Genomic DNA, 15519 nt, shown 5'->3' with positions numbered 1-15519 from the left:
AAACTTTACAAACAAATAAAAATTTGGTACAATCAAGCAGATACAGTATTTGAAATGATAATAAGCATTTGGTTGGTGAGAGTATGCAGAGAATTAGAAATATGTTGTTTAGCAGAGTTGTGCTTGTTGCTTTATCGATTTTGCTGCAGCTTTTGACATTTGTTATAATGATCAGAAAATTCAGCGATTATTTTGTTGTATTTGATGTAATATTTACTATTATAAGTATTCTGGCCGTATTACATATACTGAACAGTAGGAGTGATCCGGCTTATAAAGTTGCATGGATTATTCCAATTATGCTGTTTCCCATATTCGGGGGGCTTTTTTATTTGACGCTGGGTGGAACAGGATTATCTGGAAGAATGAAAAGAAAGATGTCACGTATTTCTGATAAAATGAAAGAGTGCATGAATCAGAATCAGGAAACTCTGAAACTTTTGAAGCAAGATAGCAATGTTGCATTTAATCAGGCTAAGTATATTGAAAAATATACTATGTGTCCAGTCTACAATAATTCATATACAAAATTTCTACCGTCAGGAGAGGAATTTTTTGAACATTTGATAGATGAATTAAAAAATGCGAAAAGATTTATCTTTCTTGAATTTTTTATTATTGACGAGGGCGAGATGTGGAACACTATTCTTGACATATTGAAGGATAAAGCTAAAAATGGTGTTGACGTTCGTGTCATTTATGATGATGTGGGATGCATGTTCAAACTTCCTTTCAGATATAACAGGCGATTGGAGGAATATGGAATTAAATGCTGTGTTTTCAATCCATTTATTCCTGTTTTGTCCCTAAGGCTAAATAACAGGGATCATAGAAAGATTGCTGTTATTGATGGAAAGACAGCTTTTACGGGAGGAGTTAACATTGCTGATGAATATATCAATGCAGTGGAAAAATTCGGACATTGGAGAGACTGTGCCATAAAAATAAAGGGAGATGCAGTCTGGAGCCTTACAGTGATGTTTTTATCTATATGGACTTTTCTCAAGGATACGGAAGAAGATTATAAAAAGTTTATGCCGGACTCGTTGGACGAAAACCTTGGGTGCTGTGGTTATGTTCAGCCGTTTGACGACAGTCCGCTGGATGATGAGCACGTAAGTGAAGCGGTATATTTGAATTTAATTAATCAGGCGGAAAAATATATTTATATCGAGACTCCTTATCTTATTGCAGACAATAAAATGATGATTGCATTAAGTCTTGCAGCAAAAAGAGGTGTGGATGTAAAAATTCTTACTCCAGGTATCCCTGATAAAAGGTATGCATTTGCCGTTACCCAATCAAGCTATGAAGAGCTTTTAGATTCAGGAGTGTCCATTTACCGGTATACACCGGGATTCAATCATGGAAAGACTTTCGTTATTGATGACAGATATGCTGTTGTAGGAACAATAAATCTCGATTACAGAAGTTTGTATCTGCATTTTGAATGTGGAGTATGGATGTTTGATACAGATAGTATAAAGCAGGTTAAAGAAAGTACATTGGATGCTCTTGAGAAGAGCAGAAAAATAACTCTGTATGAGGTTAAGAAAATATCAAGAGTAAAGAAAGTTATAAGAACCATTCTAAAAATATTTGCACCTTTGATGTAAATATTTATCATATTGAAAGTAAATCAAAAAAAGGAAGAGAAATGGAAAGAAATTATAAATTTTACTTGAAGCTTTTCTGGTCAACATTCTCATTGAGCGCTTTTACTGTAGGAGGAGGATATGTAATAGTTCCTCTTATGAGAAAAAAGTTTGTTGAGGAACTTGAATGGATAGATGAAGAAGAAATGCTAAATCTTGTGGCTATTTCTCAATCAGCTCCCGGACCGATTGCAGTCAATACTTCAATAATGGTAGGATACAGAATTGCAGGGATCGTTGGAGCATTTGTAACCATACTAGGGACAATACTTCCTCCTCTGATTATAATTACTGTGATTGCTCATTTTTATTCATTTATTAAGGAAAATAGAATTGTTAATTATATGCTTCTTGGAATGAGAGCCGGAGTTGCAGCAGTTATTTTGGATGTAATTATTAGAATGGCTATGGATATTTTTAAAACTAAAAATATAGTGTCAATAATGATTATGGCAGTAACCTTTTTAGCAGCGGTAGTTTTTAATATTAATGCTGCATTGATAATTATATTCAGTGGTGTATTTGGGGGTTTTTATTATAATCTCTTTAAGAAGGAAGGTATTAACAAATGATTTTGATTGAAATATTTTGGAGCTTCTTTCAAATTGGCCTTTTTGCCATAGGCGGTGGTTACGCCGCTCTTCCTCTTATAGAATACCAAGTGATTGAAGTGCATAACTGGCTTACCCTTTCTGAGTATGCGGATTTGCTTACAATTTCTCAAATGACACCGGGGCCTATTGCGTTGAACGCTTCAACATTTGTTGGAATTAGAACAGCAGGGATTCCAGGAGCAATAGTTGCGACTATAGGTTGTATAACACCTTCTTGTATTATAGTGCTGACTTTGGCATATTTTTATTTTAAATATAAAAATCTTTCAGGTATTCAAGGTGTACTAAAAGGACTAAGGCCTGCGGTTGTATCATTGATAGGGTCAGCCGGATTATCTATCCTGCTTTTAGCAGCTTTTAAATCTGAAGGTGTTACTTTGATGACTATGAATGCAGGTGACATTAATTATATTTCCTTGCTGCTGGTTGCAATAGGTTTGTTTGTTTTAAGAAAGTACGGTGCAGATCCAATAAAGGTAATGATAGCAACAGGTGTTATTGGAATGGTAGTATATTCGATAGTATAGTTTGATGTACATATGCTGGATTTTTAATTATTAAACTGATATTTCCAAACCTGTGCTTATGTTTTGCACAGGTTTTAATAAAATGATTAAATTACGAAACCGCCGTTTGGGCTGATTACCTGACCTGTCACAAAATTAGAGTACAAAGATGCTAAATAAAGTGCACATCCGGCTATATCATTTGGATTTCCAAGCCTCATTAATGGAGTATGCTCTTTTAGCTCACCTAATTCATTTTCATTATACGAAGAGAGCATTTCTGTTTGTATTACTCCAGGAGCTATGCAATTCACCTGAATATTTGAAGGCCCAAGCTCTTTTGCCAACGCTTTAGTAAATCCAATTATTGCTGCTTTTGTTGCTGAATAGTGCACTTCACATGATGCTCCTACAATTCCCCATATAGAAGAAATATTAATAATTTTTCCCTGTTTATTGGGAAGCATATGCTTTAATGCACTCTGAGAGCAATAAAATGCACTTTTAAAATTAGTATTCAACATGTGATCCAGATCCTCATCTGTAATATCAGTAAACAGTTTTTCCTGACAAATTCCCGCATTGTTTATAAGAATATCAAGACCGCCGAATTCTTCTATACAAAACTTTGTCATTAAATCAACTTCATATCTGTTTGATACATCCGCTTTGTAAGTTTTAACAAATAATCCTTCACTCTTAAGCTTATCATATAAATGCATGGCACTTTCTTTGGAATGGTTATAATTAATTAAAACATTATATTCTTTATGGGCAAATAATTCTGCAATTGAATGACCAATACCTCTTGATGCTCCGGTTACAATAACAGTCTTAGAACTTAACATTGAAATCTCCTTTTTATTCAGGTTCTTTTTATATTTTATGAATTCAACATGCAGAAGGCATGATTTTAATCAAACTTATTGTACTATTAAATTAATTGAATTGCTATTTAAATAATAAAAATATTTTATGAGGTGAAGATAAAGAAGCAGTTTCCATGGCTTGAGAATATTGGAATTGTACTGTGTTGTTTGTTATTTATAAATTTATTAAATAAATTGAATATGCATATGAAAAGTGTTAAAATACCGCTAAGGAGTATTATATGAACAATAATTTTACACATTTACATGTACATACTGAATACAGCCTGCTGGACGGAGCGTGCAGGATTAAAGAGCTAGTAAATAAAGCGAAGGAGCTCAACATGTCTTCATTGGCAATTACGGATCATGGAGTCATGTACGGAGTTGTGGAGTTTTTTAAGCAGGCAAAAAAAGCGGGAATTAAACCTATACTTGGATTTGAAGCATATGTTTCACCAAGAAGGCTTACTGACAAGGATCCTCAAAGGGATAAAAATCAGTTCCATTTAGTGTTGCTTGCAGAGAATGAAGAAGGATGGAAAAATATTATAAAGCTTTGTTCAATAGGATTTGTAGACGGTTATTACTACAAACCCAGAATTGATCATGATACAATCAGAAAATATAGCAGTGGTGTAATTGCACTGAGTGCATGCCTTGCTGGAGAGGTGCAATCGCATATTCTTGACAACAATTATGCTGAGGCATTAAATACAGCACTGATGTACGAGGACATTTTTGGAAAAGATAACTTCTTTCTTGAAATGCAGGATCATGGAATGAAAGAGCAGCAAACCGTGAACAAGGAGCTTGTCAGGATCAGTCGTGAAACTGGTATCAAACTTGTGGCTACAAATGATGTTCATTATGTAAACAAGGAAGATGCATATTTCCATGATGTACTCTTGTGCATACAAATGCAAAAAACAGTTATGGATGATGACAGAATGCAGTTTCCTTCGGATGAATTTTATCTTAAATCTTATGAAGAAATGCTGGAGTTGTTTCCGGAGGATGCGCTTAAGAATACGATGGATATAGCTGAGCGGTGCAATGTTGAACTGGATTTTGACACTGTACATCTTCCGGAATTTGAGATTCCAGAAGGACATACAAAATCAGAATATTTCAGGGAAATATGTCAAAATGGTTTAATAGACCGATATAACAAAATTGATAGCGAACTTCAAAAAAGGCTTGATTACGAAATAAGCGTAATTGAGCAAATGGGTTATGTTGATTACTTCCTTATTGTATGGGATTTCATAAAATATGCCAAGGACAATAAAATAATGGTGGGGCCTGGAAGAGGTTCGGCTGCCGGAAGTTTAGTGGCATATTCAATGAAAATTACAAATATTGATCCAATGAAACATAATTTGATTTTCGAAAGGTTTCTTAACCCGGATCGTGTTAGCATGCCGGATATTGATGTTGATTTTTGCTATGAAAGACGTGAAGAAGTAATAGAGTATGTCAGAAATAAATACGGTGAGGAAAGGGTAGCACAAATTATAACATTCGGAACAATGGCAGCCAGAGGATCAATCAGAGATGTTGGAAGGGCTCTGGATATGTCTTATGGTGAAGTTGATTTTGTCGCAAAGAAAATACCAATGAGCCTTGGAATGACTATTTCAAAAGCTCTTGAAGTAAATAAGGAATTGAATGACTTATATGAAGGAGATTCGAAGGTTAAGAAACTTATTGACCTTGCTCTTAAGGTAGAAGGACTTCCCAGACATGCTTCAACCCATGCTGCAGGAGTTTTGATATCTAAGGAGGATGTTACCGAATATGTACCTCTTTCAAGAAACAAAGATGTAATAACAACTCAATTTAACATGATAGAACTGGAGGAGCTTGGACTTTTAAAGATGGACTTTTTGGGTTTGAGGACTCTGACTGTAATACGTGATGCGATTGAGCTTATTGAAAGTAACCATCATGTAAAGGTGGATTTCAGTAATTGCAAGTATGATGACAGCAAGGTTTACAAAATGTTTGCTAATGCGGAAACATTGGGAATATTTCAGTTTGAAAGCTCAGGAATGAGGGCGTTTTTAGGCGAGTTGAAACCAACAGAATTTGAAAACCTGTCAGCAGCAAATGCTCTGTACCGGCCTGGGCCTATGGGGCAGATTCCCGTATACATAAAGAACAAGCTTAATCCTGAAAATGTAACTTATCTTCATCCAAAACTTGAACCCATATTAAATGTTACATACGGCTGCATGGTTTATCAAGAACAAGTAATGCAGATAGTGAGAGACATAGGCGGTTTTACAATGGGACGTTCCGACTTGTTGAGACGTGCCATGGGTAAAAAGAAAATGAGTGTTATGCTTGAAGAAAGAAAAAACTTTATATATGGAAAAGAAGCTGAAAATGGTGAGGCGGCGATTCTTGGTGCTGTTAACAACGGGGTGGACGAGAAAACAGCCAATGACATTTATGATTTGATGGTTGAATTTGCAAAATATGCGTTTCCAAAGGCACATTCTGTTGCGTATGCAGCATTGGCATATGAAACTGCTTACTTGAAGTATTATTATCCCGTTGAATTTATGGCAGCACTTATTTCAAGCATTATGGGCAGCTCGGGAACAGTATCGTTGTATATAAGAGAATGTAAGAGACTGGGAATACAAATCTTGCCTCCTGATGTAAATGAAAGTAGGGACAAATTTACTGTTGAAGGAGGAAAAATACGTTTTGGCCTTTCTGCTGTCAAAAATGTAGGAACAAATGTAATTGCCGAAGTTATTAAAGTAAGAGAGTCAAAGGGGAAATTTAAGAGTTTTACTGATTTCTGCAAAAAGGTTGATCAGAGTGTATTGAATAAAAGACAGATTGAATCATTGATTAAATGTGGCGCATTTGATTTTTTGGGAATTAAGCGTGCCCAGCTTATGGCGGTTTATGAAAGGATAATTGATGATGTAGTTAACCAAAAGAAGAAAAATATAGAGGGCCAATTCTCATTGTTTGATGAAATTTCGCCGGGAAGTATGGAAATGGACAGAGATGATATACCTGATATGCAGGAATATAATGAAAAAGTGCTTCTTGCCATGGAAAAGGAAATGCTTGGCATATACTTAAGCGGTAACCCGCTGTCGGAATATGAAAAGGAGCTTGAAAAATCAGCTACAACTAATACCAATGAAATATCAGAAATAAGAGAATCCGGTGAAAATAGCAGACTCTCAGATGGAAGTAGGATTTCAATAGGCGGAATAATTATAAAAAAACAAAATAAAATAACTAAAAACAATAACATGATGGCATTTATAACTTTAGAGGATTTATACGGAACAGTGGAGGGCATAATTTTTCCTAAGATTTACGAAAGCTGCAAGGATATTTTATACGAGGACAATATTGTAATGGTAGAAGGAACAATAGATGCATCGGAAGAAGAAGCTCCAAAGCTTATATGCAATAAGGTCTACGAAATCAGAAAAATTGATACAGGTAAAACTTCATCAAAGAAGCTGTATTTGAAGGTTGAAAACAAGGAGCACTATAAGAAAATAAAAAAAGATCTTTTTAGCAGTATATGCAAATATCCGGGAAGCGACTGCGTTATAATATATAATCACCAGGAAAGAGCCAATATGGTTATGCCTGTAAAGAATTGGGTGGATGCTAACAACAGAGAACTAATTGCTTTTCTCAAGGTAATGTTTGGTGAAGGCAATATTGTAATAAAGTAAGAAATGGTATATTCAGTAATAGAAAATTCATTATATTATAGTCGGACATTATGACGTCAAATTTGATTGAGGAGGTAGATTGTAATGAGAAAAATTGGAGTGCTTACCAGTGGTGGAGATGCACCGGGGATGAACGCCGCAATAAGATCCGTTGTAAGGTATGCAATTTATAATAATATTAATGTGGTAGGTATAAAAAGTGGATACAGAGGGCTTGTGGAAGGTGAAAGCGTTGAAATGAGTTTATCATCTGTGGCGGACATAATTCATAGGGGAGGCACCGTTCTTGGAAGTGCTAGAAGTAAGGAGTTCCAACAAAAAGAAGGATTTGAAAAAGCACTTAAAAATATTAAGTACCTAGGAATAGATGGAATTGTTACAATTGGAGGAAACGGAACGTTTAAAGGAGCACTGGAGCTTGGAAAAGCTGGTGTACCGGTTATAGGAATTCCGGGAACTATAGACAATGACCTTCCATATACTCAGTACACTCTTGGATTTTTCACGGCTCTTACAACAGTGCTGGAATCTGTTGAAAAGATACGCGACACATCTTCATCTCATTCAAGGACAAATGTCATTCAGGTAATGGGGAGAGATTGCGGAGACCTTGCTCTTTATGCGGGGCTGGCAGGCGGAGCCGAAATGGTTATTATCCCTGAAGTTGAGAATAATATGGATGAAGTGTGTGACAAAATAATGCAAGGAAGGGCAAGAGGAAAGAGACATAGCATAATCATACTTGCAGAGGGAGCTGGAGACGCAAAAGATATTAGTGAAATAATAGAAAAAAAGACAGGTGTAACTACGAGATATTCCGTTTTGGGATATACACAAAGAGGAGGCACTCCGTCAGCGTTTGACAGACTCATAGGTAGCCAGATGGGCGCAAAAGCAGTTGAGCTTTTATTTAATTCAAATAAAAATCGGGCACTTGGAGTGCGAGGCAATGAAATATTTGATATGGATATGGAAGAAGCACTTTTGGTTGAGAAAAGATTTGATGAAACAACTTATGATTTGACTAAGATATTATCAATATAAAAAACAAAGTTTTATTTACTAATAATTGACTGTTTGAAAGGGAGATGAAAAAGATGCGCAAAACTAAAATTGTATGCACAATAGGGCCGGCTTCAGAAAATGAAAAAACATTTAAAGAATTAGTTCTAAGTGGATTAAATGTGGCCAGACTGAATTTTTCTCATGGTACACATGAAGAGCATAAAGAAAAAATAGAAGTAATTAAAAAAGTAAGAGATGATTTAGGGGCTTGCACTGCAATTATGCTTGATACAAAAGGTCCGGAAATAAGGACTAAAGATTTTGAAAATGGCGGAGTTGAACTTGTAAAAGATCAGGAATTCATTATTACTACAAGAGATGTTCTTGGAACAAATAAAATAGCCAGCGTTACATATGAGGATTTTGCTAAAGATGTAAATGAAAATGATATGGTTCTTATAGATGACGGGCTTATAAGACTGGAAGTAGTAGAAAAAATAAATGATACGGATTTAAGATGTATTGTTAAAAACGGAGGAACGGTCAAGAATAAAAAAGGTGTCAATGTTCCAAATGTAAAAATAAATCTTCCGGCGCTTACTGAGAGAGACATTGATGATATAATGTTCGGTATTGAAAATGACGTGGATTACATAGCAGCATCCTTTATTAGAAAGGCTGAGGATGTTATTTCAATCAGAAGGATACTTGAAGACAAAAATGCAGACAATATTATGATTATTTCTAAGATTGAAAATAGACAGGGTGTAGAAAATATCGATGAAATAATTGAAGTGTCGGACGGAGTCATGGTTGCCAGAGGTGATTTGGGGGTGGAGATCCCTGCTGAAGAAGTGCCACTTGTTCAGAAGATGCTTATAAAGAAATGCAACGATGCAGGGAAACCTGTAATTACTGCAACGCAGATGCTTGACTCCATGATACGAAATCCGAGACCTACAAGAGCGGAAGTTTCAGACGTTGCAACAGCTATTTTTGAAGGTTCAGATGCTATAATGCTTTCAGGAGAGACAGCATCTGGAAGTTATCCTGTTGAATCTGTACAAACAATGGCAAGAGTTGCACAGATGATAGAAAATTCGCTGGATTATGAGGAAATACTAAAAACAAAAAATATGGGCTTTAACAACAGTATAACAGATTCCATAAGCTATGCTACATGCAGGACTTGTCTTGATTTAAAGGCTTCTGCAATTATATCTGCAACATCTTCAGGTTATACGGCGGCTGCAGTATCCAAGTACAGACCGCTGGCTCCAATAATAGCTGCAACTGAAAACGAACATGTAATGAGAAAAATGTCTATTTACTGGGGAGTTTATCCTGTTAAAATAAGCAAGATGCATTCAACAGACGAAATTATAGAAAAATCTGTTGAAGGAGCTTTGGAACTTGGATACATTGAAAACGGAGATCTTATAGTTATAACAGCCGGTGTTCCCGTTGGAATATCAGGAAGCACTAACCTTCTTAAGGTTCATATAGTAAGCGAACTATTGTATAAGACTGTGGGAGTAGGGAAAGAAACAGTTATAGGAAGAGCAATAATTGCAAAAAATGCTGCCGAACTTAGGGATAAATTTGAAGATGGGGATATAATAGTAATGTCGGCAACTGGAAAAGACGTAATTGAATATATGGCACGAGCATCAGCCATCATTGTAGAAGAGGGCGGTTTAACATCTCACGCATTTATTGCTGGATTAAATCTCGGCAAAGAAGTTGTAGTTGGAGCCGAAAATTGTATAAGAGAAATTAAGGATGGAGAAATATTAACGGTAAACGGAAAACAAGGAGTTGTATACAGGGGGCAGGCAAAAGTAATGTAGAGGGGTGGTAGCATAGGAAAATATAAAAGCATATTAAGGTTGTTGTTGCCGATATTATTTGTAATTTGGATAATTTTAATGTTTGTTTTCAGCCTGGACACAGTTAATTGGCTGAAAAATTCATTTAAGCCTGTGCTTTATGCACTGATTATGGCGTATCTCTTGGATTCTGTCGTTACCCTCCTTATGGGAAAATTGAAGGTAAGACGGTGCCAGGGCATATTGCTGGCGTGTATAATTTTAATTGGCATGATAGGTTTGCTCATATACAAGCTGGTTCCTCAGATAGTAGAAAATATAAACAATATAGTATATTTTATAATGGAAGGCAATGTTGATATAACTAAAATTGTGATGGATTTAAAAAATAAGTCTGACAGTGAGTATATCCATCATATAGCTGATTATATCCTTCATGCTAGCGAATTGGTCAGGAATCTTATAAATAATGCTTTTACTGAAATATCCGTTGTGCTGATGCGTATGGTTGGAAACTTTGGTGCAAGTGCCGTGACAATAATAACAAGCTTTATAATCAATATTTACATGCTTATTGAAAAGGAAGATATATTAGCCAGAGGGAAAAGATTTATATATGCATTTTTTGAGCAAAGTAGAGCTAAAAAGATGCTTCGTACCTTCACTGAGGCGAATAGAATTTTTAAGAGCTTTTTAAACGGCAAGCTTCTTGATTCTACAATAGTAGGAATTGTATGCGTGATTTTATTTTTTATATTCCGTGTTCCATATGCGCCACTTATGGGGACAATTATTGGGACGTTTAACATAATTCCTTACTTTGGACCCATTATAGGATCTGTTCCTGTGATTGTAGTGTCTTTTTTCGTGGACCCATCCAAAGCAATAACGGCGCTAATTATAATTGTTATAGTGCAACAGCTGGATGCTAATTTTCTTGACCCGCGCATTGTGGGGAAAAATGTGGGAGTAAGTCCGCTATGGATTATTACATCAGTAACGGTAGGAGGAAATATGTTCGGAGTTCTTGGAATGATTCTTGGAGTTCCGATTGTGGTACTTATTAAAACTGTTATTGAAGAATCCGTAGATGTATTGTTAATAGAAAAAGGAATAGGGGACATAGAGAAAGAAAAGCTGAGAACAGATGTAAAAAGACGTAGATTTAGACACTGAATATATGTAAAAAAACCTGCCTTATAAGCAGGTTTTTGAATATTATTCTTCAGCTGATTGGCACCTTGGTCTGCATCCGGAGCCGCCGCCTGCTCCTCCCACAGAGTTTTCATCAATCTGTCTCGGGAATAAGCGAGGGAATGTAGGACAAATGCTTGCTTGTTCAGGAGAGAGCTGCACAAATCCTGTTGACAGAACACATAGTTGTACGGGAACAACTATTTTCTTTTCGCAGGAGATGCAAAGTGAAATTATTAAGTTAACGGATAATTCACCTGTCCTCGGATCGAGAGTGAAATCTCTTTGAATGCTATTTGTTGCAAGTCTTACCACACAGTCTAAATTGCAGAATTCAGTAAATCTTGGCAGGAATGCTGTGTCATATACTGAAGGTACGCAAATTTCAAAGAAGTTCGTTAGTACTAAAGGATTACATGTAGGAGCAATTTCAACTACAGCTGTCAATGTAATAATGCTTTCACTGTTTGAATCACATGGTGTTACAACTAAATCCATTTCTACTTCAACACATCCGGAAACTTCAATGTTTTGTGTTCCGAATACAGGTGTTCCCTGCTCTTCATCATCACAGAACTGAGTGTCTGCCCAAATTAATTTTTGACTTAATGTACCATCAGGACCTATAACCTTATAATCGCAGCCATCTTCTTTCTTAACAAATTGACCACCTGATAAAGTTGTAATAGGATTAATTTTCATATTGCATTCGTCATTAATGTTTTCGGGATTGAAGAATTTTCTGCATCTTATTTCTGATATTCTTATTACATTTGTTCCGCATCCTAATCTTGGCTCAAAGCAAGTATCGGGAGCAGTTTTAAGCCCTTGTAAATTAAATAGTACTGCATCGTATACTTTTTGAACATATATTGGCTCTGTTACTACGTTTCTCAGGGTTCCGTCCCAATCACAACCTGACTGGCCGGTGCAGCATCTTTCAGCTACTCCGCCGGTACCTAGAACGTTGTTTCTATCTGAGCATTTCATGCTTATATAACCTCCTCATATTTACTATAACTTTACTTTAATATATTCCGGTGTATAGATGTTGTTACAACCTTAAAATTAAAATATTCAGAAAGAATATGCAAATTTTATTATTTTATCAACATCATTGCAGCAATTACGTCTTGAATAATTCTGCATGATAGTGTAAAGTATAGTAAATAATAACATAATAAATGGAGGATATATGAAATTACCGGTAGTAACATTTGAATTTGAAAACGGCGATACAGTAAAGGCAGAGCTTTATCCCGAAATTGCTCCTAATACTGTGAAGAACTTTATATCATTGATCAATAAAAATTTTTATGACGGCTTAACATTTCACAGAGTAATTAAAGGGTTTATGATTCAAGGAGGATGCCCAACAGGAAATGGTACAGGAGGTCCTGGATATTCAATCAAAGGTGAATTTACATCCAATGGTTTTAAGAATGATTTAAAACACACTGAAGGTGTTTTATCAATGGCAAGAGCTATGGCTCCCAACTCTGCAGGTTCTCAGTTTTTTATTATGCATAAAAAATCACCACATCTAGACGGACAATATGCTGGATTTGGCAAAGTTACGGAAGGAATGGACATAGTAGATAAACTTGCAAATTCAAAGACTGATTACAGAGATAAACCTATGGAAGATGTGAGATTAAAAAAAGTAACGATAGAAACCTTCGGAGAAACCTACGAAGAACCGGAAAAAGCGTAAACACATTATGAAAAAGCACCAATGCAATGACTAAATATTATTGACAAAGTGTTTCTTATGGTGCTATACTGATTTAAATTGAATATAGGAATCAGGTTATGGAAGTTGGGTGCAAATCCCACGCAAGACCGTTGCTGTAATTCACTGATGCTTTGACTAATACCACTGGAAATTATTCCGGGAAGGTGTCAAAGATAGCGTTCTATGTAAACGCAGGGTGATAAGCCAGAATACTTGCCGGTTTCCTTGCTGCACTTACAGTGCAGTGCGTACAGCCCTGCGGACTACCATGGCTATGGATGCAATACAAACATATTTCATTTTGTATGAATATGTTATAGTCTCACGTTTTATTTACGTCTGCGAGTTAATCGCAGACGTTTTTTAGTTTCGGTCTTATTAACGCCGGCGGATTTTTCTAAAATCCACCGGATATGACATAAAGCAATATATAAAAACAATTAAAAAGGAGTATTAATAATGAAGAAACAAATTAAAAAATTATTTACGCTTATACTGGCACTGTCGTTATTGCTAATAATGGCAACAGGATGTTCAAATTCAACAAATGCTGCAGACGAAAATCCTCTGGCTGAAAACCCTCCAGTTGAAAATCTATCAGAAGATTCCCCGTCCAAAGTTATACTGGCAGTAAGTTTTGGTACAAGCTACAATGACAACCGTGACTTATCCATTGGAGGCGTTGAGAAAGCGTTGCAAGAAGCTTATCCTGAATATGAGGTTCGACGTGCATTTACAAGTCAGATTATCATTGACAAGCTTAAAGATCGCGACGGTTTAGAAATTGACAATGTAACAGAAGCAATGGATCGTTTGGTAGCAGATGGTGTAAAAGAGGTTGTAATACAGCCTACACATGTTATGAACGGTTTTGAGTATGATGATATTATCAACGAAGTATCAGCATATAAGGACAAATTTGAAAGCTTTAAGGTTGGCAAACAATTGCTTGCCTCAGATGAAGATTTTAAAGAAATTGTCTCAGTTATAACTGAAGAGACAAAATCATATGACACAGAGGGAACTGCAATTGTGTTCATGGGTCACGGAACAGAACATGAGTCAAATGCTGTATATTCAAAGGTTCAACAATACATTACCGATGCAGGTCATGATAATTATTTTATGGGCACAGTGGAAGCAACTCCATCTTTAGATGATGTTATTGCTCTTGTTAAAGAATCTGGAGCAAACAAGGTTGTCTTGCTACCATTTATGATTGTTGCAGGAGATCATGCTAACAATGATATGGCAGGTGATGAAGAAGATTCATGGAAAAGCGCATTTGAAGCAGAAGGATATGAGGTTGAGACTGTGCTTAAAGGTATGGGTGAGTACACAGGTGTTCAGAATATGATTGTTAAGCATTTGGGTGAAGCCATAGATCAAAGTACTAATGAGGAAAATGTGCCTGCTGAAGATACGGATGACTTAGAAGAAGCCGAAAAAGCTCAAACATTACAGGGTGACCAGATTAAGGACGGCACGTATCAGATTGAAGTTTCTTCCAGTTCCAGTATGTTTCGCATAATTGATGCACAACTAACTGTAGCAAAGGGTGAAATGTCAGCAGTAATTACTCTCAGTGGAACGGGTTATGAGAAATTATACATGGGTACCGGTGAAGAGGCACTTGCCGATACTGATGATAAATGTATTTATTATGTAGAGGACAGTGAAGGTAAGTACACATATGAAGTACCGGTGGTAGCACTTAACCAGGATATTAACTGCGCTGCATGGAGTATAAATAAAGAAGCATGGTATGATAGGGTTCTGGTATTTCAATCCTCAATGATACCAGAAGAAGCTGTGACAGTGGAATAATGTATGCAAAAAATGCACTAGGTTTTGTTTATAGTAAAATGAAATATGAGATGAAAAAAATTATAGCTTTGGTTATTCTTTTATTAATAGCAATATTGCCGGTTAAAGCAATTGCTGCGGATTTTCCGGCAGACGGCAGGTACACTGTGGAAGCAACTCTCTCTGGAGGGTCGGGCAGAGTGAAGATCGAATCTCCGGCAGAGTTGACAGTTGCAAGCGGTACTATGACTGCTTCTGTAATTTGGAGCAGTCCGTATTACGAGTATATGCTGGTAGATGGAAATTACTATTATCCCGTCAATACTGACGGGAATTCCACATTCGAGATTCCTGTTTCACTGGACAAGGATATGGCTGTAAGTGCACAAACTGTGGCAATGAGCGTACCCCACGAAATTGACTACACGATTCGTTTTAATTCCGATACACTTAAGCCCTTTAACGGTGGTGGGGCAGCTGAAATCCTGTTTGACATCAGCATCGCAGCTGTAATCATAGTTTTGATAATAGGGCTCTTTTCATATGTTACTGTTAAATCAAAACAAAAAAACTAGATAAAAAAA

At 36.3% G+C, this 15519-nt stretch carries 12 protein-coding genes and 1 riboswitch; of the genes, 10 read left to right on the top strand and 2 right to left on the bottom strand.

Annotation, left to right across the window (positions count from 1 at the left end; genetic code table 11):
- Positions 1 to 83 precede the first annotated feature (83 nt).
- From cls to RBQ61_RS14745, 3 genes are read left to right on the top strand one after another with little or no spacing between them, the layout of a single operon-like run.
- Entirely contained in the window at positions 84 to 1616 is a 1533-nt protein-coding gene (gene cls / locus RBQ61_RS14755) for a cardiolipin synthase (protein ID WP_308137981.1), read from the top strand.
- A gap of 41 nt (positions 1617 to 1657) precedes the next feature.
- The gene (locus RBQ61_RS14750) at positions 1658 to 2227 is read left to right on the top strand and encodes a chromate transporter (protein ID WP_308137980.1); all 570 of its coding nucleotides are present in this window, start codon (positions 1658 to 1660) and stop codon (positions 2225 to 2227) included.
- A complete protein-coding gene (locus tag RBQ61_RS14745) occupies positions 2224 to 2796 on the top strand; it encodes a chromate transporter (protein WP_308137979.1) in 573 nt (190 codons plus the stop codon). Before RBQ61_RS14750 ends, RBQ61_RS14745 begins: the two co-directional genes overlap by 4 nt.
- 86 nt (positions 2797 to 2882) lie before the next feature.
- Here RBQ61_RS14745 and ymfI read toward each other — a convergent pair whose 3' ends face one another.
- Positions 2883 to 3623, bottom strand: coding sequence for an elongation factor P 5-aminopentanone reductase (gene ymfI, locus RBQ61_RS14740; protein ID WP_308137978.1), 741 nt, complete (start codon positions 3621 to 3623; stop codon positions 2883 to 2885).
- 263 nt (positions 3624 to 3886) lie between these two features.
- Between ymfI and RBQ61_RS14735 the strand changes: the two genes are divergently transcribed.
- From RBQ61_RS14735 to RBQ61_RS14720, 4 genes are all read left to right on the top strand, one after another.
- Positions 3887 to 7366 carry a DNA polymerase III subunit alpha gene (locus RBQ61_RS14735; protein WP_308137977.1) on the top strand — a complete coding sequence of 1160 codons (3480 nt, stop codon included), beginning with the start codon at positions 3887 to 3889 and terminating at the stop codon, positions 7364 to 7366.
- An 84-nt stretch (positions 7367 to 7450) separates the two neighbouring features.
- The gene (pfkA, locus tag RBQ61_RS14730) at positions 7451 to 8410 is read left to right on the top strand and encodes a 6-phosphofructokinase (protein WP_308137976.1); all 960 of its coding nucleotides are present in this window, start codon (positions 7451 to 7453) and stop codon (positions 8408 to 8410) included.
- Positions 8411 to 8463: 53 nt separating this feature from the next.
- The gene (gene pyk / locus RBQ61_RS14725; protein ID WP_308137975.1) at positions 8464 to 10221 is read left to right on the top strand and encodes a pyruvate kinase; all 1758 of its coding nucleotides are present in this window, start codon (positions 8464 to 8466) and stop codon (positions 10219 to 10221) included.
- Positions 10222 to 10299: 78 nt separating this feature from the next.
- Positions 10300 to 11376, top strand: a complete 1077-nt coding sequence (locus tag RBQ61_RS14720; RefSeq protein WP_308137974.1) for an AI-2E family transporter — start codon at positions 10300 to 10302, stop codon at positions 11374 to 11376.
- Between the two features lie 42 nt (positions 11377 to 11418).
- On the opposite strand, the gene RBQ61_RS14715 is transcribed toward RBQ61_RS14720, so the two are convergent.
- Positions 11419 to 12384, bottom strand: coding sequence for a hypothetical protein (locus RBQ61_RS14715; protein ID WP_308137973.1), 966 nt, complete (start codon positions 12382 to 12384; stop codon positions 11419 to 11421).
- A 205-nt stretch (positions 12385 to 12589) separates the two neighbouring features.
- On the opposite strand from RBQ61_RS14715, the gene RBQ61_RS14710 reads away from it, so the two are divergent.
- From RBQ61_RS14710 to RBQ61_RS14700, 3 genes are all read left to right on the top strand, one after another.
- A complete protein-coding gene (locus tag RBQ61_RS14710) occupies positions 12590 to 13108 on the top strand; it encodes a peptidylprolyl isomerase (protein WP_308137972.1) in 519 nt (172 codons plus the stop codon).
- 52 nt (positions 13109 to 13160) lie between these two features.
- A riboswitch (cobalamin riboswitch) is annotated at positions 13161 to 13365 on the top strand.
- Between the two features lie 223 nt (positions 13366 to 13588).
- A complete protein-coding gene (locus RBQ61_RS14705; protein ID WP_308137971.1) occupies positions 13589 to 14956 on the top strand; it encodes a sirohydrochlorin cobaltochelatase in 1368 nt (455 codons plus the stop codon).
- The gene (locus RBQ61_RS14700) at positions 14956 to 15510 is read left to right on the top strand and encodes a hypothetical protein (RefSeq protein ID WP_308137970.1); all 555 of its coding nucleotides are present in this window, start codon (positions 14956 to 14958) and stop codon (positions 15508 to 15510) included. The genes RBQ61_RS14705 and RBQ61_RS14700 overlap by 1 nt, the downstream gene beginning before the upstream one ends.
- Positions 15511 to 15519: the final 9 nt, after the last annotated feature.

The sequence above is a fragment of the Sedimentibacter sp. MB35-C1 genome (assembly GCF_030913635.1).
Taxonomy (GTDB): Bacteria; Bacillota; Clostridia; order Tissierellales; family Sedimentibacteraceae; genus Sedimentibacter.
Note: the sequence above shows the minus strand (reverse complement) of the source record. Positions and strands in the feature narration are given on the sequence as shown.

Bases quoted from the DNA above. Each gene is read 5' to 3' on its own strand.
- RBQ61_RS14705 (WP_308137971.1), top strand. From the start codon at position 13,589: ATGAAGAAACAAATTAAAAAATTATTTACGCTTATACTGGCACTGTCG.
- pyk (WP_308137975.1), top strand. From the start codon at position 8,464: ATGCGCAAAACTAAAATTGTATGCACAATAGGGCCGGCTTCAGAAAAT.
- RBQ61_RS14720 (WP_308137974.1), top strand. From the start codon at position 10,300: ATGTTTGTTTTCAGCCTGGACACAGTTAATTGGCTGAAAAATTCATTT.
- RBQ61_RS14750 (WP_308137980.1), top strand. From the start codon at position 1,658: ATGGAAAGAAATTATAAATTTTACTTGAAGCTTTTCTGGTCAACATTC.
- RBQ61_RS14735 (WP_308137977.1), top strand. From the start codon at position 3,887: ATGAACAATAATTTTACACATTTACATGTACATACTGAATACAGCCTG.
- RBQ61_RS14700 (WP_308137970.1), top strand. From the start codon at position 14,956: ATGTATGCAAAAAATGCACTAGGTTTTGTTTATAGTAAAATGAAATAT.
- ymfI (WP_308137978.1), bottom strand. From the start codon at position 3,623: ATGTTAAGTTCTAAGACTGTTATTGTAACCGGAGCATCAAGAGGTATT.
- pfkA (WP_308137976.1), top strand. From the start codon at position 7,451: ATGAGAAAAATTGGAGTGCTTACCAGTGGTGGAGATGCACCGGGGATG.
- RBQ61_RS14745 (WP_308137979.1), top strand. From the start codon at position 2,224: ATGATTTTGATTGAAATATTTTGGAGCTTCTTTCAAATTGGCCTTTTT.
- RBQ61_RS14715 (WP_308137973.1), bottom strand. From the start codon at position 12,384: ATGAAATGCTCAGATAGAAACAACGTTCTAGGTACCGGCGGAGTAGCT.
- RBQ61_RS14710 (WP_308137972.1), top strand. From the start codon at position 12,590: ATGAAATTACCGGTAGTAACATTTGAATTTGAAAACGGCGATACAGTA.
- cls (WP_308137981.1), top strand. From the start codon at position 84: ATGCAGAGAATTAGAAATATGTTGTTTAGCAGAGTTGTGCTTGTTGCT.